The organism is Mesobacillus sp. S13 (assembly GCF_020422885.1).
Classification (GTDB): Bacteria; Bacillota; Bacilli; order Bacillales; family Cytobacillaceae; genus Mesobacillus; species Mesobacillus selenatarsenatis_A.
Genome location: NZ_CP084622.1, coordinates 561,878 through 585,746 on the forward strand (window position 1 = coordinate 561,878; position 23,869 = coordinate 585,746).

Sequence of the window (23,869 nt, forward strand, 5' to 3'; positions counted from 1 at the left end):
TGTTCTTTTCGGCTTTTTCTTTTTTTAACAGTTAAGCATACCTAGGCTCCTTTTGTTGCAGCACATACGTCAGAAATCAACCTTACTACGAAAGGGATTTTACAGATGAACGACATCGAAATGGCATTACTGAAAAATGAACTACAGCGGCTGCAAGCGGATTATCAAAAATGTGAGGATGAACGGCTTAAGGAGTATATCATGGAGGACATCGTGCTGATCGAGCACGCGATCAATATGAGAGTAAGCGAGGCAAAATCCAAGGTGTAATGGAATTAGGGGTGTGGGACATCCCTCATTCTCCCTTCCGTATTTGTTTGTAAAACGGAAGGGGGAGGGTGTTTTTGTACATTAAAAAGGAACTATATAGCTGTGTGATTTTTATTTAGTTCACTTTTTTCTACAGAAAATCCAATTCTGTTTAATGCTCTTTCAAGGCTTGCTTCAATCGTAATTCCTTTAAGGTTATTATTATATTCTATTGCTTTTAATGCTAAATCGGGCCTTATTCCTGTTAAAATCGGTGTTACCCCGACCAATTTCAAGATGCTTGCGATTCTCAGCAAGGAGGAAGTAACGACGGCATCAATCTGGATAATTCCTGATAGATCAATGATCAAGTATTGAAGGGACAGCTCCTTACTCTTAGTAAGAGCAGCATAAATGATATGCTCTACACGTTCTTCGTTCATCAAGCCTATAACAGGCAAAATGGCCACTCCATTTGTTATGGGGACGAACGGTGCCGATAAATTTTGGATCTGTTTGTTCGCATAATCCAAATCGAGCACATAGGTAAGTAAAGATGCCATCGTTTCAAACATCTCTATATGTTCCTGGCTTAATTCAATTGGCTTTTTATCCAGACCACAAATGGTGCCATAATTCTCACCATTGCCATAATAGATGGGGATGCCGATAAAGCAGCCGCCCCCTAAGTTTTTGGTCACATTAAGAGCCGCCGTAAGCTCGTTTTTATGAAGGTCCGGGATAAAGAGGCTTTCTCTTCCGTGATCCACACTCAATTTACAAAAGGTTTCTCCGAAAGGCAAAGTATCACCTTGTTCTAATAAAACCTCGTCCTTATTGAATACATTGACAATTTCATTTATTCGCTGATCATTTCTAGCTATGAACAGTGTATTGATATCGATGAATTTACTCATGATTTGAAGAATATCATTTGCGGCTTCTTCAAAATTCTTAAATGATTTTAGTTCCTTGATCATGCTGTTAGCTGACATTTTTACCCTACCCCTGCAAATTGATTTCTTCTATTAAGATAAACAATATCTTTAACTCCCATACAAAGTTTCTCAATAGTATATACACATAACTTTACTTAAACAAACATGAATGCGTGTTTAAGGATACTTGATGGTCCTTTGTTCCCGGTGCTTATTCATTGATCTCGGTTAAAGGAACAAATAAGGTAGGGGATTCCATTCCAAACTTAACAGCAGATGATCCATAGCTTATTAGACGAACAATACATTTCTACAGGGATGTGAATCATTTGCGCGATTCTATTTCTGACTGGTGTACGAGTTCAATATTCCTGTTTGCTGGATTTCTGATTTCAACATAGCCAGATTCATATTGATGCACAATAATATGTTCTTTCCCTTGATAAATGACTTTTTCCTCATTCGCCAAACAAGTCGCCTCCGGTGAAAAAAGTTTTAGTTACTTATACCTAAAAATTGCGTGCTGTAAACTTAAATCAATATTGTGAGACATATCGCCATTGCTTGAGAAGAGGAAGGACCCACTGCTCCTTCGTTTGCGATGGGCAGACAGCAAAGAACGCCTGGTTGATCAACCAGGCGCTCAATTGGAGCAAGGGGAAGGAATTATTTTGGAGGCAAAAGGCAATGTCCCTATGCTTCGTCTGATCAATAAAGCCTGTTTGTATATCCTTCCTTTAATTCTTTTGCCACTTGTTCAGGGGTCGTGTTTGGCAGCTTTGCGTGTGCAACCAGCATGCTGGGGACAGAAGGAAGGGCTTCTTTCTGCAGCCATGAGTCCGGCTGCCATAAGTTTGATCGGATAAAAGCTTTGGCACAATGAGCGTAACATTCCTCGACTTCTACTAAAATACCAAACAATGGAGTCTTGCCATTGACGGCTGTTTTTTCAAGAAGGTCAGAATCACGGCAGATATAGGCTTTCCCATTGATTCTTAAAGTCTCACCCAGTCCAGGTATGAGAAAGAGCAGGCCGATATGAGGATTCGCAATGATGTTGTGAACAGAATCCATTCTTCGATTTCCAGGCCGTTCTGGGATAAAAAGATGCTGATCATCAAGAACGGCCACAAACCCCGGAGAATCGCCGCGTGGTGAAACATCACACTGGCCGTCAGCGTTAGAAGTGGACATAGTTAAAAAGGGAGACTTTGATATAAAGTTTTTACAATGGTCGTCAATAAAAGAAATGACTTTATTCGCTGCCCTCGCGCTTGGATTTCCGATCGATGAACGAAATTCTTCAAATTCTTCCTGTGTTGAGATTATATCTTTATAGTTTGATATCATGAGGTCACCTTTCAAATTGGGTATTTGTAACAATGTTACCATTTATTAAGTTATAATTCATTACTTGCAGGGTCATTTGAAGATCAATGAAGACCTAACAGGAAATCTCATCCAAAAGTTGTAGATAGATTACACCATCCTTCCGACGAGAACGCTTAATGTTTTTTTTATAATAAAGGTAAGAAAAAGTCATAGGAAGGTGTTCAAAATGAACCATTTTATCTGTAATACATGCGGTGTCCAATATCCCCATTCTGCTCATGCTCCTGAATCCTGCCCGATTTGTGCTGACGAAAGACAGTACATTCACCCGGATGGACAGTCATGGACAACGCTTCAACAGCTTGTAGATTCAGGGAACTATAAAAATACCATTGTCCAAGAAGAGGAAGGACTGTACAGCGTTACCACTACTCCTTCGTTTGCAATTGGGCAGACAGCCTATTTAGTTCAGAATGATGGGTTCAACTTGCTATGGGACTGCATCACCTATCTGGACGAAGAGACAGAAAAGGAAATCCATTCTCTAGGAGGAATCGATGCCATCGCATTGTCCCATCCGCATTACTATTCGACACAGGTGGAATGGGCTGAAGTATTCGGAGCAAGCATTTATATCCACGAAAACGATCGCCAGTGGGTCACTAGGCACAGTGACAGGATCATCTTCTGGTCTGGGGATTCTTTGGAGCTTGATGGTGGCGTAACATTGCATCGTTTGGGTGGCCATTTTCATGGGGGAAGTGTTTTACACTGGGAAAATGATGTGAACAAGCAAGGAGTACTTCTTACTGGTGATATTATTCAAGTGGTCGCCGACCGACAATGGGTGAGTTTCATGTACAGTTATCCAAACCTTATCCCGTTGCCAGCTACCAAGGTTCAGGAGATGGCAGTCAAAGTCAGCGTTCTGGATTTTAACAGACTATATAATGCATTCCATCGTGTCATTAAGGAAAATGCCCATCAATCTGTTCAAAAATCCGCTAAGAGGTATATTGAGGCATTGGAGGGGAAGTTCGTTCATATAAACCACTAAATCCATTCACTTATCATATAGAAAAAAGAAGGCTTACCTTGTCCTTTGGCAAGGAAGGCCTTTATTTTGTTTTACACCAATCTCGAATTGTCCATATGTCTTCCATCGTACCATTCTAGCCCATTGAAATTAGAATATACTATTGCTAGTAGTCTATAATTATAGATTATTGGAACATGAATCATGATGATGTTGGTGCGATTTATTTATCATGCCCGTCTTGTTTGCAAAAAAGTATTGTCGGACCAGGAAGACGCTTCAGGTTCAGGCTAATGAATAAGCGAGAGGTGGATGCTGTGAAATGTGGAAAAGATTAAAAAGACTTCACCATTTGAATGGATATGCTACCTTATTTTTATTCATAAGTGGGATCTTGCTTTTCATTCCTTCATTAAGGGGGCCATTGGCTTCATACCGTGTCATGTTGAAGGATGTCCATATTTGGATCGGTTTTGCCACTGTTGCCTTCCTGCTGCTGTATGTCCGCTATTTTGCTTTCCATTACAAAGTGATAAAAAAACAACCTGGGAAGAAGCGGAATCTTGCGATGGTCATTGGATTGATCATTGGCTGGATCATTAGCGGTACGGTTCTGACGTTTCAAAGGAGTCTTCCTGAAGAACTCGTTCAAGCTTCATTGATCGTACATGATGTATTCACCTGGATTGGTCTGCCGGTCCTCCTTTTCCACTCCGTGACTAGGTCAGGATGGTTTCGGAAAAGATCAGATCAACTGCAAGAAAAAAAGAAAGAACTATATGCCTTCAGTCGCAGAGGATTTTTCAAATACGGCATTGTCACTTTGCTTGCGATCTTTTTGGGGCCATCTATTTATAAATGGCTGAAACAAGTGATGGATGATGGCGGATCGACACTGCAGGAGGTGGCGCTGAACAGCACAAATGAGCTCTCGCCGCTGCCGATTCCCGCCACGCAATCGTCCCCTCCCATTGGTGGAGGGTATGATGGCAAATTTCGTGTTTATACAGTAACGGAGATACCGGCCTTCACGAATGAAAATTGGAATTTTACGATTGATGGCCTGGTTGATGAGCCAGTGTCGTTGTCATGGGAAGAATTCGTCAAATTGAAGAGGACAGTCCAGGTCAGTGACTTTCACTGCGTTACGGGATGGTCCGTGCTTCATGTCACGTATGAAGGCATCCTGCTGAAAGATCTCATGAAGAAGGTTAAGCTGAAAGAGAACGCCTCCCATCTGAAATTTTACTCGGGCGACGGAGTCTATACTGACTCATTATCCCTTGAACAGGCATCCTTGGATGATGTCATGGTCGCTGTGCTCATGGATGGAGAGCTGATCCCGTCAGACTATGGAGGTCCCGTCCGGCTGATTGTCCCCAAAATGTATGCCTATAAATCAGTGAAGTGGCTCGTCAGAATCGAAGCCATCGATCATGTGCACGAAGGCTACTGGCAAGTGAGGGGATATGATACCGATGCATGGGTAGGAACATCAGGGACAACTTAGAAAAATAGAGTGTGAATAAATAAGAGAGCAAACAGGGAGCAAAGGGTGACGGACCTTTTGCTCCTTTTTTCGTCATTGTTTTTGGAAGCAAAAGGTACGTCCCTTTGCTTCCTAACTATTTCGGTTCCCGAATGAGACGCGAGAACCGTCCCTGTGTCTCTTAAAGTAGCATCTCCATGTTATAATGAAAAAAACATTGTCTGGACAAGTGGGGCCGGGCTTTTTGGAGTGGATGTAAGGATGACGACGATTGCGGATATTGCTCGTTTGGCAGGTGTTGCCAAGAGTACGGTTTCCCGATATTTGAATGGGGGTTCTGTCGGTGAGCAGACGATGAGGAGAATTGAGCGAGTGATTGGGGAGACGGGTTATTCTCCGAATACTTTTGCTCAGAGTCTAAAGGCGAAGAAGACGAATATCATTGGTACGGTCGTTCCTCGTCTTGATTCTTATGCTACTTCAAAGACCCTGATTGGGATTGATGAGAAGTTGCGGGAACTGAATTATCAAATGCTTGTATCCAATACAAGCCAGGATTTGGACCGGGAAATTGAGAGTCTGTACAGTTTGGCGAAGCAGAAAGTTGCGGGAATCATTTTGCTCGCGACAAAGGTGACCGAGCGGCACCTGGAAACGATTCAGGAAATCGGCATTCCTGTTCTGCTTGTCGGGCAGCAGCATGAACAGATCTACAGCCTGATCCACGATGATTTTGAGGCGGGGAAGGCAATTGGCAGGTTCATGGCACAAAAAGGGCATAAGCGGATCGCTTATCTGGGTGTCTCGGAAGAAGATATTGCGGTAGGGGTCAAAAGGAAGCAAGGCTTTGCCGGTGCGATAAAAGAGGCTGAAGAGATGAAGGTTCGTTATTATGAGACGAGCTTTAAAATCGGTGACGCGTTAGAAAAAGTGCCTTCTATTTTAGAGGAATTTCGTCCAACGGCAATTGTTTGTGCAACTGATAATATAGCGATTGGCGCCTTGAAAGCTGCCTATTCGAAGGGACTGAAGGTTCCAGAGGATCTCTCGATAACTGGATTTGGCGGGTATGAGATCACGGAGATGCTGAATCCTGGACTTACCACGGTACAATTCTTTTACAAGGAAGCCGGGGGAATGGCTGCAGATAAAATCGTCCAACTCGTGAATGAGGAAGAAATTCAGATGTTGAGTGTTTCCGATTTTAAAATTATTGAGCGAGAAAGCGTTGACATTTTGAGTTAGCTTGCTATAATAAAATTAAATTAATGGAACCGGTTCCGAAATCGAACCGGTTTTACTTTACCGCAGTTTGGAACCGGTTCCAAACAAACCGGTAATACCAAACAAAGGAGGAATTACAATGAACTACCATGAAGTAGCCAAAGAAATACTGACTGCCCTAGGTGGAAAAGAAAATGTGTCAGCGGCAGCACATTGTGCAACCCGCTTGCGCCTGGTATTGAATGATGAGTCGATCGTGGACCAGAAAAAACTCGATGAAATGGAAGCGGTTAAAGGAACTTTTTCGACTGGGGGCCAATTTCAGATCATCCTCGGTTCAGGGATTGTGAATAAGGTATATAAAGAACTAACGGAGCTGACTGGATTATCGGAAATGTCCACTAAGGATGTGAAGGATGCGAGCGCGAAGAAACTCAATCCAATTCAGCGTTTTGTGAAGATGTTATCCGATATTTTCGTGCCAATCATTCCGGCGATCGTGGCCGGCGGTTTGCTGATGGGAATAAATAATCTACTGACAGCGAAAGACCTATTCATCTCAGGAATGTCGCTTATTGAGGCTTACCCGGAAATGGCCGATCTGGCGGCCCTGATCAATACATTTGCAAATGCGGCATTCGTGTTCCTGCCCGTTTTGATTGGTTTCTCGGCAGCACAGCGCTTCGGGGGAAATGCTTATCTTGGAGCGGCACTGGGAATGCTGATGGTCCATCCTGATCTATTGAATGGCTGGGGCTATGGTGGCGCACTAGTCAATGGCGAGATACCGGTGTGGAAGATTTTTGGATTTGAGATTGAAAAAATAGGCTATCAAGGGACCGTTCTTCCTGTATTAGTTGCCTCTTTTATCCTGGCAAAAACAGAGAATTTCTTGCGAAGAGTGGTACCATCTGCTCTGGATAATCTGTTAACACCATTATTGACCATTTTTATCACGGGCATTTTAACATTCACGACGGTTGGACCGATTACCCGTGCAGCGGGGAATCTGCTTTCTGACGGCATGATCTGGCTGTATGATACGACGGGCTTCATCGGCGGTGCACTATTTGGCCTCGCTTATGCGCCAATCGTTATTACGGGTATGCACCACAGTTTCATTGCGGTGGAGACACAATTATTGGCCGATATGGCTAAAACAGGCGGTTCGTTCATATTTGTCATCGCTGCCATGTCCAATGTGGCACAGGGAGCTGCGACTTTGGGCGTTCTAACTGTTACACGCGATAAAAAGCTTAAAGGAACAGCTTCTGCAGCAGGAATTTCTGCTTTACTCGGAATTACGGAACCTGCGATGTTCGGTATTAACCTGAAGCTAAGATATCCATTTATCGGGGCGATCACAGGAGCTGCTGTCGGGTCAGCATTTGTCACCTTGTTCAAGGTAAAAGCGGTCGCTCTAGGTGCAGCTGGTTTGCCAGGGATCATTTCCATCAGCCCAGGCTCAATCGTTCCTTATATCATTGGCATGGGAATTGCGTTTGCAGTGGCATTCCTGGTTACGATCGTGCTTGCCAAAAGGGACGCAAAGAAGATGACTAACAGCGATGCGAAAGTCGCTGCAGCATAAGAAATATAAACAATGGCATTTCGAATAACATTGGAACTTAAAAGGTGACCAACGGCGATTTGAAACGCTACAGTATAAAAAACGGTTGAGGGGGAATCAAAAGATTCTCCTTTATCGTTTTCATTCAGGAGGAAGACAGCATGGAATGGACGAGAGAAAGCAGATATACCAAGGTGGAAGATGTAAGCCAGGAAGCTCTTGAAATATTGAAAAACAAAGTGGATGCAAGTCCGTGGCGTCAAAGCTTCCATATCCAGCCGGAAACAGGGCTATTAAATGATCCTAATGGATTTTCTTATTTTAATGGGGAATATCATTTGTTTTATCAATGGTTTCCGCTCGGTCCTGTACATGGCTTGAAGTATTGGTATCATACAAAGTCTGAGGACCTTGTCCATTGGGAGAATGTCGGAGTAGGCATCACGCCTGGAGACTATTTTGACAGCCATGGAGCTTACTCCGGCAGTGCAATCGAACATGACGAAAAGCTGTATTTAATGTATACAGGGAACACTCGCGATGAAAACTGGATTCGCCATCCATATCAGTGCCTGGCCGTGATGGGCAAGGATGGGGCTATTAGTAAGATCAACCCAGCCATTAACGAAGTTCCCGAAGGATATACCGATCATTTCCGTGATCCGAAGGTCTGGAAGGAAGACGGCCGCTTCTGGTCAGTCATCGGGGCGCAAAGGACAGAGGAAACAGGCTGTGTTGTTTTATACAGTTCAGCCGATTTCATCAATTGGCAGTTTGAAGGAGAGTTAAAAACGAATCTGGAATCGTTCGGGTATATGTGGGAATGCCCGGATTATTTTGAGCAGGATGGAAGCGGAGTGCTTATTTTTTCCCCGCAAGGAATTGAACCGCAGGGTGATTCCTATCAAAATATTTATCAATCAGGCTATCTCCTGGGTAAGCCATTGAATCTGGAAGATCGACTTTTCGAGCATAAAGAATTTAATGAACTTGATTGCGGCTTTGATTTTTATGCCCCTCAAACGATGCAAGATCCATCAGGCAGAAGGATTCTCGTCGGCTGGATGGGTTTGCCGGAGATTGAGTATCCTACGGATGCACATGGCTGGGCTCATTGCTTGACGATTCCGCGCGAGCTGACAGTCAAAGGAAATAAACTGATTCAGCTGCCGGCTAAAGAGCTTGCGATTTTGCGTGAGAAGGAAGAAAAGGCAGCGGGTATCCTGAGGGATGAGGCAAGGACGTTTGAAGGATTTAGTGGAGTTGCGTACGAAATGATTAGTGAGTTTGATAATGTCGATGCTTCTGAGTTTGGGGTGGAAATCAGGATGAGTGAGACGGAGAGAACAGTGATTTCCTATGATGCCGCAGCGCAAAAAGTGGTGGTGGATCGAAGTGAGTCTGGTGAAGCTTTTGCCGAGAAGTATGGTACGACTCGCCAATGCAAGGTGGAGCCAGGGAAGATCAAGTTCCATCTTTTTGTGGATGTCTCCTCTGTCGAGCTGTTTGTGAATGATGGCGAAGAAGTTTTCACCTGCCGCATTTTTCCGGGAGAGGGCAGCGACGGGATCCGCTTTTTCGCAAAAGACGGAAGTGCCCGTTTCGAAGCGGTAAAATGGAATTATCAAGCTAAGATGGGAAAAGGAAGTGAAGCCAGTGGGCATGCTGTATTCAATCGGTGAGGTTTTGATAGATTTCATACCGCAGCAAAAAGGAAAGGCACTGAAGGATGTCGTGACCTTTGAGCGGATGCCTGGAGGTGCACCGGCGAATGTGTCGGCAGCGGTAGCCAGGTATGGCCAGGCCGCTTCGATGATCACGAAGCTAGGTGAAGATGGTTTTGGCGACTACTTGATCGAACAATTGGAAGAGGCTGGCGTCAGGACGGACATGATCGTCAGGACGAAGCAAGCCAATACCGGTCTGGCCTTCGTTTCCCTTAGAGAAGATGGCGAACGCGATTTCTCCTTTTACCGCAAGCCATCTGCAGACTTGATGCTAGAAGAAACAGAACTCGATGCCTCTTCATTTGGAAGAGGCGATATCCTCCATTTTTGCTCAGTCGATCTCGTCGAGAGCCCGATGAAGCAAACGCACCGGAAAGCCATTAACCGTATGAAAGAGCAGGGCGGAATCATCAGCTTTGATCCAAATGTAAGGCTGCCGCTTTGGGACAGCGCAGAAGATTGCCGCAGTGCGATTCTTGAGTTCCTTCCAAGTGCCAATATCGTGAAGATTTCCGATGAAGAGCTCGAGTTCATAACAGGCATCCATGATGAGCAAGAAGCAATCCAATCCTTATTCCAGGGCGATGTCCAGGCGGTCGTTTTCACCAAAGGAGCCAACGGAGCAGACCTGTATGTCGGAAAAGAAAAATATGGATCAAACGGATTTACGGTTAAAGTAGAAGACACCACAGGCGCAGGAGACGCCTTCATAGGGGGATTCCTGTATAAACTGCTTGAACTCGGAGCGACATCAGAAAGCCTGCTCGAGTTATTGCATGACCAACACGCAGACATTCTGCGGTTTGCCAATGCAAGCGGAGCACTGACGACCACCAGGAGAGGGGCTATTTCCGCATTGCCAACCAGGGATGAGATTGAGAAGGGACTAAGCGACGGCCGGCTTTAGCGGTGTGAAAAAGTTCATTTTAATTGCCATACTGTAAAGATAGCAACTAGTTTCTCAGGGGCTTATTCTATAAAACTGACTGAGGTTTTTGCCGGCTTTCCAGATGACATTGTTTACTTCTATAATCGTTTTGTTTTTAATAAATCTGACATGGGTTGTTAAGATGCCAATCAGTTTGTTCAAAAATCCGCTAAGAGGTATTATTGAGGCTTTGGAAGGAAAGTTTGTTAATATGAACAATTAATCGGAAATAAAGTCAGGTTGATAAAACCAGGCGTTCAATGGGAGCAAAGGGTGACGGACCTTTTGCTCCTTTTTTTGTGAATTGTTTTTGGGAGCAAAAGGTGCGTCCCTTGCTTCGGGTCTCTCTTAATTATTTCGGTTCCCGAATGAGACGTGAGAACCGTCCCTGTGTCTCCTATGTCTCTAAATTAGTGCAACACTAGTGGTAAAATTTGATAAACTAATATTGTGGTAATTAAATTGCTTTAGAGGAGAAAACATGAAAAACCTACTTGCATTCCTATCTTTATTTTTTTTGCTAAGTATATATTTTAATCTTCTCCCCATTATTTTTAGTATGAGTGATGTCATTCGCATGGTTCATATACTCTTGTTTTTTCCGCTAGCTTACTTACTTGCCAAACAATTTCATTTACGTGGATTAGATATGTACGGACTGGTTAGATTTAAGGGATGGCGAAAAAACTTATTACTAGGATATTTAACGGGATTTGTTGCATGGGCAGTTTTATTTAGCATGTACCTTTATTTTGGAAAACTTGAGTTTCAAGGTATTAAAGGCATTAATGACAGTATGTTATCTTTGGTTGTCATTCTCTTTGCGTTTGGTACAGGCTCAATAATCAATGATATGATTGTAAGAGGTCTAGTATTTTACCATTTTAAGAACCGTGTTCCTATTTTAGTTTTATTTTCACTAACACTTGTGTTTTATGCTTTTGATGACATTTGGTACGCTGGATTTACTATACAAAATACTATTTTTTCACTTGTTTTAGGTCTTAGCCTTACATATGCTTTTTATAAGACTAACTCAATATGGGCTAATACAGGGATTCACTTTGGTTTAAACACCGTATATGGATTGTTTTATGGAGTAACAGGTAAAGCCGGTGATGGAATATTCGTGGTTACACAAAATCAATCCATAGCAAGCTGGATTGGATGGATTTCAACACTGATCGCATTCTTAATGTTCATTGTCGTATTAATAACAATAAAGTTTTACTCCAGAAACAATAATGAAATAAGAGGCAAAGCCTAAAGAATAGATTTGATAAATTTGGACATGGGGACGGTTCGTTTGTTTCAGTAAAATGCATATTTTAGCAATTTACGAAACGCCAGAACCGTCCCTGTGTTTCCCCGAAAGCAAAACGTCCGTATGCATCTAAAATTATTTTGCTATGTTAATAGCATAGAGCTTAAGCTCCTCATCGTCTTGAGGAAGAGTCACGTATCCTTCGAAAGTCATACCAAGCTTTTCAAGGAGTTTGGAAGAGGAAGCATTATCTTTGGTTGTAATGGCAACGATCCGATCCAAACCTAGTTTTCGGGCATATTCCAATGTCCCTTTGGCAGATTCAAAGGCATATCCTTTTGATTGATGTTCTGCAAGAAAGGCATATCCAATATCGACATCCTCCAGCCCATCCCGTTTAATCAAACCGCATAAACCAACCGGCAGCTTGCTCTCTTTCAGTTCAACCACAAAAAGGCCGAACCCAAATTTTTCGTACATCTTTCTTGGCCCGGTCAAAATATAATTTTTAGCATCCTCAAGCGAGCGAATGCCTTTATCTCCAATATAATTCAGCCATCCTGGTTCATTCAGCAATGTAAAAATGAACTCCTGGTCACTGACCTCTAGCCAGCGGATTTTCAAACGCTCCGTTTCAAATACAAGCACAAGTCCTACCTCATTTCTAAAAAAAAGTTCAGTGTAGCATCATCTTATCATTATAGGAAAGTTTTCGAGGGTTTTTTTCATTTTTTTGGTTCACAAATGCGAACCAGGGACATTCCCACGTCCCCACATACTTTTTCAGAAAAATTTTGACAATATGAATATATGTGCATATACTTAGAACAAATAAAAAGTTGCATTAGGGAAAATTAATGAGACGGAGGAAAAAAAGATGGCTAGGACTAATAAACTGACGCTCTTTGATGGGGCGAAAGGCGATTTAATTAAAATTTCTACTCTGAGACTGGAAGGAATCATGCGGAGAAGATTGCTCGATTTAGGGTTTGTACCCGGAGCAATCGTGGAGGTTCTTAGAAAAAGTCCATTAGGTGACCCCATTGCTTTTCGTGTCTCTAGTACTTCGATTGCTTTAAGGAAAGAAGAAAGTATTCGTATTGAAGGGGAGCTGATCAACCATGGATAATCGGTACAGGATTGCATTAGCAGGAAACCCTAACACAGGAAAAAGTACATTGTTCAACACTCTGACAGGATTGAAGCAGCATACTGGAAATTGGGCAGGTAAGACGGTCGAAATGAAGGAAGGCATGTTTTTATATAAAGATAAGTCCTACTCAATGATTGACTTACCCGGTACGTACTCCCTCTTTTCCAACTCCCTTGATGAAGAAACAGCGCGAAACTATATTGTTTTTGAGAAACCGGATCTAACGATCGTTGTATTAGATGGAACAGCTCTAGAGCGGAATATGAATTTGGCTCTTCAAGTCTTGGAACTGACGGAAAAAGTAATTGTTTGCATCAATCTAATGGATGAGGCTGAAAAAATGGGGATTAAGATCAATGAAAAAATGATGATGAGACGGCTAGGAGTTCCTGTCATCAAGATCTCGGCCAGAAATAAAACGGGCCTTCCAATGCTTTTGGACACCATTGAAAGAGTCATAAGCGGTGTGATTCCTTGTTCCCCAATCAAAATCACCTATGATGAGGAAACAGAACAAAAAATAGATTCACTTGTGCCAATGGTTCAAAAGGTATTTGGAGATACCGTTCCAGCCAGGTGGCTTTCATTAAGATTGCTGGACGGTGATAAAACCCTTTTGGAAGAATTGAAGATTAGGAATGGAACGAAGGAGGCCTTAAGCTAATGGAGTATTCAGCATTAGAAAAACAACAAATGTTAAGTGACCTTTTTAGCCAAGCAGAAAAATACACCTCATCACAAACAAGGGACAAAATTGTTGAGGCGCTATACGAGACTAGCAGAGAAACAATCAATGCAAGTGTGATCTATTCAAAAACAAGGCATGATCAGCGAACAGAAAAAATGGATGCTGTATTAACATCTCCGATTTGGGGATTCCCGATCATGCTGCTGATGTTAGGCGCGGTGTTTTATTTAACGATTGCCGGGGCAAATATACCATCCGCCATGCTAGCTGAATTTTTTGGCTGGGTGGAAGGGTATATTACAATGGCCTTCCATTTTCTAAATGCTCCAGAGTGGCTTCATGGGGTTTTGGTACTCGGGTTTTACCGAGGGACTACCTGGGTTGTCAGCGTGATGCTCCCTCCAATGGCCATATTTTTCCCCACCTTTGCTCTTTTAGAGAATTACGGCTATTTGCCAAGAGTGGCTTTTAATATGGACCGCTTGTTTAAAACCGTTGGAGCTCACGGGAAACAATCATTGACGATGGCGATGGGGTTTGGATGTAATGCGGCAGCTATGATGTCAACTAGAATCATTGAATCGCCACGTGAAAGAATGCTAGCCATCCTGACCAATAATTTTGTCCCTTGTAATGGACGATGGGGCACACTCATCCTTCTAGCATCACTATTTATGGCCGCCAGTTTTACTGGTGGATTCAAATTGCTTGTTACCACATCCGTCATTGTGGGGATTGTCTTATTCGGGATCATTGTCACGTTCTCTGTATCTTGGATTCTATCAAAAACCCTCCTGAAAGGTGTTCCAACTCACTATACGTTAGAATTGCCGCCATATAGAAAGCCGAAAATCTTTGATACGGTGATTCGATCCTCATTAAACAATTCTCTTGCCGTACTTAATCGAGCTGTGAAGGTCGCGGCACCTGCAGGGATCTTGACCTGGGTATTGGCGAACATCGATATAAATGGAATCAGCGTATTATTACATGTCGTCCAATTCCTCGATCCATTAGGACAAATGCTTGGGTTGGATGGGTATATCCTGATGGCCTTTATCATCGGTTTGCCAGCAAACGAAATCGTGCTGCCAGTTTTGTTAATGGGGTATCTTTCAACAGGCGAGTTGGTGGACGCTGGCGGAATCGAAAATATTAAACAGATTTTTCTTGAGCATAATTGGACGTGGCTTACCGCATTGAACATGATGTTATTTTCCTTATTACACTACCCATGCGGAACAACGCTGATTAATATTTACAAAGAAACGAAAAGCAAGAAATGGACATTTATGGCTTTCATCATACCGACGGTGATTGGACTTGGAGTCACTTTCGTCATTGCCCAGACTGCCCTTTATTTTGGATGGGTGTAAAGTGAGGAAACGAGGGGACGGTTCTTTTGTTTCAGTAGATTGCATGTTTTACCGTCGCTATGCTTCCCTTAAACCAGGGTGGCGCAGAAAACAATAAGGCAGAAAAGATTAAATTCTAATAGGAAGGAAACACAGCTAATGGCAGCTGTGTTTCTTTTTTATACCCGTGTTCCATTGTTTCGCTTCCCCCAATGGAACGTGACCACTGTCCCTGAAACCCCCTATAAAAAAGAGGTTAAAAGACTCAAAATTACATAGAGGGATTTATATCTTAGTTTTCTATAGTGTTAATATGATATAGTGAAATTAGTAACAGGTACTATAAGTTAGTTGTAAAAAAGGTTTTCAGGATTGGATTTCGTTTTATTAAACAAACTTTATTCGTCATGGAGGGTATGCTTTGCTAACTAACCATTTAGATTTCAGACTCGAACCAAAGGTCAGGGAATTGTACGAAGAACATAAAAAGAGGGCTGAGAAAATTGACTGGGGCTATCATGAATTCCTGCCATGGGACAAGGCGCAGGATTTCAGGCGTGTTCCATGGGACGAAAGCCAGGTGACCCTGCCTCAATCCGTTATCACTGCTGTTGAAACAGCGCTCTTAACCGAAGTGAATCTGCCGTGGTTTACCTCTTATCTGGATCAGACCTTCAAAGGATCTTTAACGGTCATCAAGGATTTTGTCCATACCTGGACAGCAGAAGAGGATCAGCATTCAAACCTGCTTGAAACGTATTTATTAATCACACGGAATGTCAATCCGAATCGGCTTCACGAGCTACATAAGCAAACCGTTGAAAATGGCTGGAACCCTGATTTCCATACGCCATTTGAGACGATGGTGTATACCTCTATGCAAGAGCTCGCAACCATGGTTTTTTATAATAATGTGGCAAAGGTAGCGGGTCCGCATGACCGGGATTTATCAAGCCTGTTGCGTCGTCTGGCTAAGGATGAGACCTTGCATTATGCCTTTTACCGGGATGTCATCAAATATCATCTGCAATTGGAGCCGAATTACTGCTACTACCTGGGGAATGTGATCATGAACTTCAAAATGCCGGGTGCCGTCATGCCTGACTTTGAAGACCGGATGTCCATCATTGCCAAGGAAGCAAACTACGGCCCGCTTGAGTATTTTGATCAGGTACTTGATGTGATTGTAGACTACTGGGAAATTGAAAAGCTGCGGCCGATCGCACCAGAAGCTGAAAAAGCCAGACTTGATATCCTGAACTATCATGCACGTTTAAAAAGGGTCAGGGACAGGTTTTATAAAACAAAGTGATAAGTTGAACCAGCGGGGGTGCTGGTTTTTAATTGAAGAAGAATAGGGACGTGAAACGTGGGGACGGTTCTTCTGTTTCAGTAAATAGCGTATTTTAACAATTTATGAAACGCCAGAACCGTCCCTGTGTTTTTGACTTTCATCGCAGTTGAACCGTAACATTCTCATCCAACTAAAGTCCCTTGCAATTTTTCCTAAATCTTGTTATTCTTAGGTAGAATTATTTTTGTTCGGTGTAAAGTTCGACTCTTCGTTCTAATAATCACTTTGGGCAAGGATAGTAATACAATGTGCATTAGCACTAGGAGGCAACAAACATGGAACAAGGTACAGTTAAATGGTTTAACGCAGAAAAAGGTTTCGGATTCATCGAGCGCGAAGGTGGAGAAGATGTATTCGTTCATTTCTCTGCAATCCAATCTGAAGGCTTCAAATCATTAGACGAAGGTCAAAAAGTTACTTTCGACGTTGAGCAAGGTGCACGTGGACCTCAAGCTGCTAACGTTCAAAAAGCTTAATTTTGATATAGCATACCGAAACAGACTCCAAAAGGGTCTGTTTTTTTATTTTCCAAAAATAACAGCAATAAAAAAACCCCTACTCAACGAACGAGCAGGGGCATGGAACCGGTAAAGTAAAAAATTTAAAGCAAAAGGTTATTTACATTATAACACACCAATCTCATAATTAAATGATTAGCAGAAATTTAGCAAGTGCATGATAATGACAACATAGAAGGGCACACAAATGGAGGAATGGATGATGAAATTTCCAAACGACGCGGATGGAGAAGCATTGCGCAGTTTGTTTAATGAAGGTGTCAGTTTTAAAAAGCCGCAGTCAGTCGAGTTTTTTATAGCTGTACCGGATAAGGCAACTGGCGAGAAGCTTCTGCCCGTATTGAAGGAAGAAGGCTTTCATGGCTTACTCGAGCAGGATGATGAGACAGATGAGTGGGCTTGCGGTTGCTCGAAAAGGATGCTCCTTAACCATAGCGAATTAAAAAAAGTGCAGGAAAAGCTGGATAAAATAAGCAAGCCTTACGGCGGCCATTCTGATGGCTGGGGCGTATTTGTAGAATAAAATGCAGGTGATGACATGCTCCATACATTTTTGGGTGAAACAATCGGGTATGATGTGATTTATAAAAATCGGCAAACAATCGGCATTTATATGGATTTGTACGGCCATGTCGAAGTCCACGCTCCTAAGGGGACCTCAGATGCAAGTGTGCTTCAAATCCTAGAAGGCCAATGGGACTTGATCCTGCAAAGGGCGAAGGAAATGAAAGAGCGGGCCTCAGCCGGTAGGGAAAAAGAGTACGGACCAGGCGGACAGTTTCTATATTTGGGGAGGCTCTATCACATTCTGATTTCCCAGGATGCAGATATCGAAAAGGACAATGCCGTGTTCGAAGCAGACAAGCTCCATGTATACGTGAAAGAGCAAAATGAAGAGAGCATCAAACAGGCTTTGAAGCGATTTTACTATCAGCAGTGCAAGGCATTAGTCGAAAAACGGGTTAAATCTTATCAAAGCGAATTCAAAATAAAGCCGCGCTCGATTCGAATCACGGACAGTAAGACGAACTGGGGAACGTGTGATTCCATGAGGAATTTGACATTCAATTGGAAGCTGTCCATGGCACCAATGGACGTGATTGATTATGTTGTCGTCCATGAAATGTGCCATATGGTCCATATGAATCACGACCGTTCGTTTTGGCGGCTTGTCGGAAAAATCATGCCTGATTATGAACGGTATGAGCGCTGGCTCGCGGTGTCGGGGTGGAGGATGGAGGTTTAGTGTAGCGGGGGTGACAGATCCTCTCAGCGGAGCAAAAAACTTCAAAAATATTAACCTTATAATAAAAAGGGATAGATGAGTATTTTCTGTTGGAATCGGTAAGTTACTTCGTCCCCTTCCTCATGTTTATATTCATGCTGGCATTTGGAAAGAAGCTTGCTCCCAACAAAGTATTCTCGGAGCAAAATCAGATACATTTTATGTAATGTTCCACCTTGGAAACGTGGGGACAGTTCTTCCATATCAGTGGATAGCATATTTTAACAATTTATGAAACACCAGAACCGTCCCTGTGTTTCTCCAGCATGATCTTAATTGTTATGAGGAAGACGGCTGACAGGGCATAGGAAGTGATGCTTATTGTCTGATGAGAGGCAGCGTTTATAACCCCGATTCCGATACAGGCCCAGACAAATACCAGGGGATAGATGCGATCCTTATTTTTATGGTGAAAATATAAAGCCAGAAGTGTGGCAAGCCCCAGCATGAACAGTGTCCATGCGACATCTGATAAAACGAATCCGTTCCATCCGGTATGCTTCAATTAATAGCTGATATTGGCAATGGTGGCGATGCTATCCATCCGAAGTAGACCGAGAAGGGGAGCGGATCCCAAAAAGTGTGATCTTCATTTTTGGTAAGATGATAGAGCTTGATAAGTATCAGCAGCAAACCAATCATCACGAATACCCTCAGAAGGGAAAATTCATACTGCCATAAAAGAACCCAGGCAATATTAAGGACAGAGCTCAGTAGATAAAGCGTTTTGTAAAACAGTTAATCCCTTCTTGAAGCAGGAAACTGTCTGAATGTCCAAATAAACAATAAAAAATAAATCACTCCCCAGATCCCGAAAACCTAACCATCACAACACATCCAGCGTATTTGAAATTTCCCCGGTATTCTGCCCATTGATCGGCAGAATGTTTACAAGAGCATTGACCAGTTCCACTAAGACAGTGGCAATCAGATTTAAGATAAAACGCCCATCCTCTTCCCCCGCTTTCACTTACATATTTGTTCATCCTATTACACTGGACCTAAGTGCATAACCCCATTTAGCCTATCGGGAAAAAGATTATCTCCATTCGCGAAAATATAATTTTCAATGGGACGCGAGAACCCTCGAATCGTTCCTATGTCCTCCAATGTGCTGGAAAATGTTTAACATTGTTATTGCGGGGAAGTTACAGAGTGTGACAAACATAGCCTTTTTGGACTATTTTCTTTCCGAACCTAACTTGAGATTAGGCTGGCTAAAAAAACTTTGGAGGTATTTGATGAATTTTAAGAAAGCGTTAGTTTCTGTTCCGTTGAGTGTTGCTCTATTAGTCCCTGGTTATAATGTGCTTGCAGATGAGCATGTGGAAAAGCCGACCGTCACGAATGCTGCGGTTGATTTGCGTTCGGATCTTGACCGCTTGTTCTCTGAGCATGCATACCTTGCCATGACTGCGATGAGAAAAGGGGCGAATGGCGAGAAGGATTTCAATCAGGTAGCTGAAGCATTGAACGGCAACACGAAAGATTTGACGGCAGCCATTAGCAGTGTTTACGGTGATGAGGCTGGCAGTAAGTTCAATGAAATGTGGAGCAGCCATATTGGCTATTTTGTAGACTATGTAAAAGCAACAGCGGGGAACGATGAAGGGGCGAAGCAAAAAGCTCTGGAAAATCTCCAAAGATATAAAAATGATTTCTCCGCATTCATTTCTACGGCTACAGAAGGAAAACTTGCTGAAGAGCAGCTAGCCAAGGGACTGCAAACGCATGTTGATCAATTGATCAATGGCTTTAACGCTTTCGTCGAGGGCGATTATGAAAAAGCTTATATGATTCAAAGTGACGCTATGGAACACCTATATATGACAAGCAAAGGCTTATCAAGCGCAATCGTTAGCCAGAATCCCGATAAGTTCAACAATACCAAGGCAGTGACTAAAGCTGCGGATTTACGTTCGAACTTAAATTTCCTCTTATCAGAGCATTTCGCGCTCGCTCAGCAGGCCATGCAAAATGGCATCAATGGCGATCCTGAATTTGATGCCAATGTTAAGGTGCTGAATCAAAACACGGAAGAATTGTCCGCAGCTATTGCTTCTGTCTACGGGAAAGAAGCCGGCATGAAGTTCAAGGAGATGTGGAGTGAACATATCGGCTATTTTGTCGACTATGTAAAAGCAACCGCTGCAACTGATGATGCGGCAAAGCAAGAAGCACTGGATAATCTAAATCAATATCGTATGGACTTCTCGAAGTTCATCAGCACAGCAACGGAAGGACGAGTCGAAGCAGATGCTCTTGCTCAAGGCCTTCAAACACATGTAGACCAGTTAGTCGGTGCTTTTAACAGCTATAATGAAGGCGATTACACCAATACCTGGATGAAGGCTCGCGAAGGATATGAGCATATGTTCACACCTGCGAATCTGTTCAGTTCGGCCTTTGTCGCACAATTCCCGGAAATGTTCACAGGAATGCCAGAGATGCCCGAGACAGGTATGGGTGGAATGAGCCAGGAAAAGGAAATCATGTGGATGCTTTGGGCACTTCCAATCCTATTGTTTGCCGCAATTCCTTTTGTGAAGCGCAAAGAACAATCAGCAGAATAAGTAGTTTGATAGAGGAAGGGGAAATTCCCCTCCTCTATTCCCATTTACAGGAGGCTTATCATGAATAATCTTCTTAAAAAAATCGCTCTTCTATACTTGATCGTGCTATTAACTACCATCCCTGGAAATACACTGTATATGGCCGCTCCAATCCTTCCAGTTACCCAAGAAGTCGAGGAAGCACCACAAGCTGAAGCAGACACGAATGAGGTGCCTGCCAGCCAAACAATTACCTATACTCCTCCTGAAATGGGCTTGCCTGATATCAAGAGTATTGACCCTAAAACAATCACGCTTCCATCCATACAAATGCAAGCTTCTGTTGTAAAAGTAGGCAAGCTTGCTAATGGCCAAATGGGTGTCCCGGAAAACATTGAAACCGTTGGCTGGTACAAGCCAGGTCCGAGACCAGGAAGCAACGGCAATGCCGTCTTGGCCGGGCATGTAGATGGGGCAAATCGCCCTGGTGCTTTCTTTCATTTAAAAAAAATGAAGAAAGGTGATCTCGTCCATGTTGAAGGAATGAACGGCGAGAAGCTAACATTCAAAGTGAAAGAAATCGCATCCTATTATCCAGATCAAGCTCCGATTGAAAAAATCTTTGGGTACAGTCCAGAACGAAACCTCAACTTAATCACTTGTACCGGATCGTTTAATCATGAGGAAGGAGGATATGAAGAAAGGCTGGTCGTGTATACAGAATTAGTGGGAGAGTAAGAAGCAAGGAGTGTAACCTGACCTTCTTTACTTGTTATCCGCGCACTCAATCAAATTATATTCTGTCACTGAATATAAAGGATTATGGGGAAGGTAAAGCTATTTAATCGGGAGTTCAAAAACTAGTCTTTAAAAAGGAATAGTTTTTATTTTTGGGGGAGGGCTATGTATGCCATACCTAATATTTGAAAAGCATCAATAAGCATTGTGCAAAAAGAATTACAAACTATAAAGATAGCACAAATGTTCAGTAGTGAGTAAAGGGGAGAGCCCTCTTTTTATTTGGGCTAGGATAAGGGGCGGCCCCGCTGTCCCGAAGGTGCGACAGCGGCAGTGTGATGTGCATCCCACGGAATCGACCTACCTTGACGACACAACCAAAAACCGGATCGTCTGATCTGTATGGTTGTACCAGTAATGCGTTTCGCTGGCGGAAAAGAACCAGGATTCTCCTTGCTGGAGTTCAATCATTCTTGTGCCTATTTGCAGTGTCAATGTTCCTTCTAGTACATAGACAAATTCATGTCCGCTATGTGCAAAGGGTTGTCCGTCACTTTGGTTTGCTGGGAGTGTGACGAGTATGGGATGAAAGTCTGGGTTTGGGACTTGCTGTGTCAGGTCTTTATAATGGAATGAAGGTTCACTCACAGGTTCATTATCACTTGGAAAAAAGGTACTAGGATTGACGCCTAGAACTTCGGATATTTTACGAAGTGACTCTAATGTGACGCTAGACTTTCCACGCTCCACTTGTGAAAGAAAGCTGATGGACACACCGGCTCCTTCTGCAAGTTCTTTCAGAGTCATTTTTTTCTCTTTACGGATTTCTTTCAGTCGCACACCGATCATAAAACTCCCACCTTCCTAATTACTATTTTTAACATAGAAGGAGATTGTGTCAATCTGAACAAAGTTGACAGAATATTAACCATTATCTAAAATTTAATTGAAGTACCACTTCAATTTTAAAAAGGGGGAAGGGAAAATGCAACAACTGGATAAGAAGACGACCTGGCGTGTATTGATTGCCAGCCTTGTTGGCAGTTCCATTGAATGGTTTGACTATTTTTTATATGGAACAATGGCCGCACTTGTATTTAATCAATTATTCTTTGTCAACGAAGATCCAACAGTAGGCTTGCTTTTAGCGTATGCATCATTTGCACTTTCGTTTTTCATCCGTCCATTCGGAGGAATCATTTTTAGTCATATCGGGGATCGAATCGGCCGGAAAAAGACACTTGTTCTAACATTGAGCTTGATGGGTGCTGCGACATTCGCAATGGGTATTCTGCCTACATATCAAGCAATCGGCGTAGCTGCACCGATCATTTTGATTACGCTTCGTCTGATCCAGGGACTTGGAATCGGCGGGGAATGGGGAGGAGCTCTGTTACTTGCGACTGAGTATGCTCCAGCAGAACGCAGAGGATTCTTCGGCTCCATTCCGCAAATGGGTGTAACGATCGGGATGGTGATGGGGACACTCGCTCTTTGGCTCATGAGTTTATTGCCAGAGCAGCAATTCATGTCATGGGGCTGGCGCGTGCCGTTCATCTTCAGTGCATTGCTCGTGGTCTTTGGTTTATGGATCCGAAAAGGAATCGATGAGACACCAGAATTCAAGGAAGTTCAGCAAAAAGGTGAAATTCCAAAACTGCCAATCGTCGATACACTTCGCTATTACTGGAAAGAAGTGCTGATTACCATCGGTGCGAAAGTGGTGGAGACGGCTCCATTCTATATTTTCAGTACGTTCATTGTTTCGTACGCGACAAGCACTCTAGGATTCAGCCGCTCCGCTGTGTTAGGTTCGGTCATGGTTTCAACCGTCATTACGACGATCCTGATCCCAATCATGGGAAGTCTGTCAGACCGCATTGGCCGTAAGAAATTGTATATCGCCGGTACAGTAGCGATGATGGCTTTCGCCTTCCCATACTTCTGGATGATTCACCAAGGCAGTGTACTCATGCTGGTTTTGGCAACGATCATCGGTCTGGGGATCATTTGGGCTCCGATTACCGCAGTACTTGGTACCATGTTCTCGGAAATCTTTGATGCCAAGGTTCGCTATACCGGGGTCTCACTAGGTTATCAAATCGGTGCTGCAGTTGCTGGCGGTACAGCGCCACTAGTTGCCACTGCGCTGCTCGCAGCATTCGATAATTCCTACGTCCCAGTTGCACTCTACATCATGTTCACTGCAGTGGTATCACTGATTGCCATCTGGGCAGTGAAAAGCCGCGTTGAATCAACTGTGATTACTGGTAAAATGAGCTCGGCCAAATAATTTGGCCGAGTTTTTTTAAGAGAGATAAGAAAGTATAAATTTCACTTCGAGAAATGTCCAGCTCCAGCGCCTAGCCCCTCGAGTCGCTTCGGTCCGCCCAATGAAGTCAAAGAACGACTTCACCGGTCGGCCCTCCAGCGCTTGTCGGGGCTGACCAAGGCGCTTACGCTTTTCTG

The 23,869-nt window shown here is 43.2% G+C and carries 24 protein-coding genes; 18 read left to right on the forward strand and 6 right to left on the reverse strand.

Annotation, left to right across the window (positions count from 1 at the left end):
• The first annotated feature begins 105 nt into the window (after nucleotides 1-105).
• A complete protein-coding gene (locus tag LGO15_RS02910) occupies nucleotides 106-270 on the forward strand; it encodes a hypothetical protein (protein WP_226086663.1) in 165 nt (54 codons plus the stop codon).
• Nucleotides 271-362: 92 nt separating this feature from the next.
• Here LGO15_RS02910 and LGO15_RS02915 read toward each other — a convergent pair whose 3' ends face one another.
• The 3 genes from LGO15_RS02915 to LGO15_RS02925 all read right to left on the reverse strand — a co-directional run bounded on the left by LGO15_RS02915 (nucleotide 363) and on the right by LGO15_RS02925 (nucleotide 2,537).
• Nucleotides 363-1,244, reverse strand: coding sequence for a GAF domain-containing protein (locus LGO15_RS02915; RefSeq protein WP_226086665.1), 882 nt, complete (start codon nucleotides 1,242-1,244; stop codon nucleotides 363-365).
• Nucleotides 1,245-1,512: 268 nt separating this feature from the next.
• Nucleotides 1,513-1,656 carry a hypothetical protein gene (locus LGO15_RS02920; RefSeq protein WP_167834043.1) on the reverse strand — a complete coding sequence of 48 codons (144 nt, stop codon included), beginning with the start codon at nucleotides 1,654-1,656 and terminating at the stop codon, nucleotides 1,513-1,515.
• 239 nt (nucleotides 1,657-1,895) lie between these two features.
• Nucleotides 1,896-2,537 (reverse strand): pyridoxamine 5'-phosphate oxidase family protein, encoded by a 642-nt coding sequence (locus LGO15_RS02925; protein WP_226086667.1) that lies wholly within the window; start codon nucleotides 2,535-2,537, stop codon nucleotides 1,896-1,898.
• Between the two features lie 208 nt (nucleotides 2,538-2,745).
• Between LGO15_RS02925 and LGO15_RS02930 the strand changes: the two genes are divergently transcribed.
• The 7 genes from LGO15_RS02930 (at nucleotide 2,746) to LGO15_RS02960 (ending at nucleotide 11,760) form a co-directional block, all read left to right on the forward strand.
• Nucleotides 2,746-3,576 (forward strand): MBL fold metallo-hydrolase, encoded by an 831-nt coding sequence (locus LGO15_RS02930; RefSeq protein WP_226086669.1) that lies wholly within the window; start codon nucleotides 2,746-2,748, stop codon nucleotides 3,574-3,576.
• Between the two features lie 301 nt (nucleotides 3,577-3,877).
• A complete protein-coding gene (locus LGO15_RS02935; protein ID WP_226086671.1) occupies nucleotides 3,878-5,065 on the forward strand; it encodes a molybdopterin-dependent oxidoreductase in 1,188 nt (395 codons plus the stop codon).
• 240 nt (nucleotides 5,066-5,305) lie between these two features.
• The gene (locus LGO15_RS02940) at nucleotides 5,306-6,289 is read left to right on the forward strand and encodes a LacI family DNA-binding transcriptional regulator (protein WP_226087802.1); all 984 of its coding nucleotides are present in this window, start codon (nucleotides 5,306-5,308) and stop codon (nucleotides 6,287-6,289) included.
• Between the two features lie 118 nt (nucleotides 6,290-6,407).
• Nucleotides 6,408-7,859, forward strand: coding sequence for a sucrose-specific PTS transporter subunit IIBC (locus tag LGO15_RS02945; protein ID WP_226086673.1), 1,452 nt, complete (start codon nucleotides 6,408-6,410; stop codon nucleotides 7,857-7,859).
• Nucleotides 7,860-7,999: 140 nt separating this feature from the next.
• Nucleotides 8,000-9,520: a glycoside hydrolase family 32 protein gene (locus tag LGO15_RS02950; RefSeq protein WP_226086675.1), complete on the forward strand. Its 1,521-nt coding sequence runs from the start codon at nucleotides 8,000-8,002 to the stop codon at nucleotides 9,518-9,520.
• The gene (locus LGO15_RS02955; protein WP_226086677.1) at nucleotides 9,495-10,472 is read left to right on the forward strand and encodes a carbohydrate kinase family protein; all 978 of its coding nucleotides are present in this window, start codon (nucleotides 9,495-9,497) and stop codon (nucleotides 10,470-10,472) included. Before LGO15_RS02950 ends, LGO15_RS02955 begins: the two co-directional genes overlap by 26 nt.
• 502 nt (nucleotides 10,473-10,974) lie before the next feature.
• Nucleotides 10,975-11,760 (forward strand): CPBP family intramembrane glutamic endopeptidase, encoded by a 786-nt coding sequence (locus tag LGO15_RS02960; RefSeq protein WP_167834036.1) that lies wholly within the window; start codon nucleotides 10,975-10,977, stop codon nucleotides 11,758-11,760.
• A gap of 132 nt (nucleotides 11,761-11,892) precedes the next feature.
• Here LGO15_RS02960 and LGO15_RS02965 read toward each other — a convergent pair whose 3' ends face one another.
• Nucleotides 11,893-12,405, reverse strand: a complete 513-nt coding sequence (locus tag LGO15_RS02965) for a GNAT family N-acetyltransferase (protein WP_226086679.1) — start codon at nucleotides 12,403-12,405, stop codon at nucleotides 11,893-11,895.
• A 229-nt stretch (nucleotides 12,406-12,634) separates the two neighbouring features.
• Between LGO15_RS02965 and LGO15_RS02970 the strand changes: the two genes are divergently transcribed.
• The 7 genes from LGO15_RS02970 (at nucleotide 12,635) to LGO15_RS03000 (ending at nucleotide 18,071) form a co-directional block, all read left to right on the forward strand.
• Nucleotides 12,635-12,886 carry a FeoA family protein gene (locus tag LGO15_RS02970; protein ID WP_226086680.1) on the forward strand — a complete coding sequence of 84 codons (252 nt, stop codon included), beginning with the start codon at nucleotides 12,635-12,637 and terminating at the stop codon, nucleotides 12,884-12,886.
• Nucleotides 12,879-13,574: a FeoB small GTPase domain-containing protein gene (locus LGO15_RS02975; RefSeq protein ID WP_167834033.1), complete on the forward strand. Its 696-nt coding sequence runs from the start codon at nucleotides 12,879-12,881 to the stop codon at nucleotides 13,572-13,574. The genes LGO15_RS02970 and LGO15_RS02975 overlap by 8 nt, the downstream gene beginning before the upstream one ends.
• Nucleotides 13,574-14,974, forward strand: a complete 1,401-nt coding sequence (locus tag LGO15_RS02980; RefSeq protein WP_413231368.1) for a nucleoside recognition domain-containing protein — start codon at nucleotides 13,574-13,576, stop codon at nucleotides 14,972-14,974. Before LGO15_RS02975 ends, LGO15_RS02980 begins: the two co-directional genes overlap by 1 nt.
• Before the next feature lie 400 nt (nucleotides 14,975-15,374).
• On the forward strand, nucleotides 15,375-16,265 hold the full coding sequence (locus LGO15_RS02985) for an acyl-ACP desaturase (RefSeq protein ID WP_226086681.1): 891 nt from the start codon (nucleotides 15,375-15,377) through the stop codon (nucleotides 16,263-16,265).
• Between the two features lie 317 nt (nucleotides 16,266-16,582).
• Nucleotides 16,583-16,783 carry a cold-shock protein gene (locus LGO15_RS02990; protein ID WP_026694123.1) on the forward strand — a complete coding sequence of 67 codons (201 nt, stop codon included), beginning with the start codon at nucleotides 16,583-16,585 and terminating at the stop codon, nucleotides 16,781-16,783.
• A 241-nt stretch (nucleotides 16,784-17,024) separates the two neighbouring features.
• Entirely contained in the window at nucleotides 17,025-17,348 is a 324-nt protein-coding gene (locus tag LGO15_RS02995) for a ribonuclease E inhibitor RraB (protein WP_226086683.1), read from the forward strand.
• A 15-nt stretch (nucleotides 17,349-17,363) separates the two neighbouring features.
• Nucleotides 17,364-18,071 (forward strand): M48 family metallopeptidase, encoded by a 708-nt coding sequence (locus LGO15_RS03000; protein WP_226086684.1) that lies wholly within the window; start codon nucleotides 17,364-17,366, stop codon nucleotides 18,069-18,071.
• 865 nt (nucleotides 18,072-18,936) lie between these two features.
• Here LGO15_RS03000 and LGO15_RS03005 read toward each other — a convergent pair.
• Complete coding sequence (locus LGO15_RS03005; RefSeq protein ID WP_226086686.1) at nucleotides 18,937-19,080, reverse strand: hypothetical protein; 144 nt, start codon at nucleotides 19,078-19,080, stop codon at nucleotides 18,937-18,939.
• Nucleotides 19,081-19,351: 271 nt separating this feature from the next.
• Between LGO15_RS03005 and LGO15_RS03010 the strand changes: the two genes are divergently transcribed.
• Nucleotides 19,352-20,683 (forward strand): copper amine oxidase, encoded by a 1,332-nt coding sequence (locus tag LGO15_RS03010; protein WP_226086687.1) that lies wholly within the window; start codon nucleotides 19,352-19,354, stop codon nucleotides 20,681-20,683.
• Between the two features lie 60 nt (nucleotides 20,684-20,743).
• The gene (locus LGO15_RS03015) at nucleotides 20,744-21,400 is read left to right on the forward strand and encodes a class F sortase (protein WP_167834028.1); all 657 of its coding nucleotides are present in this window, start codon (nucleotides 20,744-20,746) and stop codon (nucleotides 21,398-21,400) included.
• A 360-nt stretch (nucleotides 21,401-21,760) separates the two neighbouring features.
• On the opposite strand, the gene LGO15_RS03020 is transcribed toward LGO15_RS03015, so the two are convergent.
• Nucleotides 21,761-22,249 (reverse strand): helix-turn-helix domain-containing protein, encoded by a 489-nt coding sequence (locus LGO15_RS03020; protein ID WP_226086689.1) that lies wholly within the window; start codon nucleotides 22,247-22,249, stop codon nucleotides 21,761-21,763.
• Nucleotides 22,250-22,394: 145 nt separating this feature from the next.
• Here LGO15_RS03020 and LGO15_RS03025 point away from each other — a divergent pair, with 145 nt between their 5' ends.
• Nucleotides 22,395-23,693, forward strand: a complete 1,299-nt coding sequence (locus LGO15_RS03025; protein ID WP_226087804.1) for an MFS transporter — start codon at nucleotides 22,395-22,397, stop codon at nucleotides 23,691-23,693.
• Nucleotides 23,694-23,869: the final 176 nt, after the last annotated feature.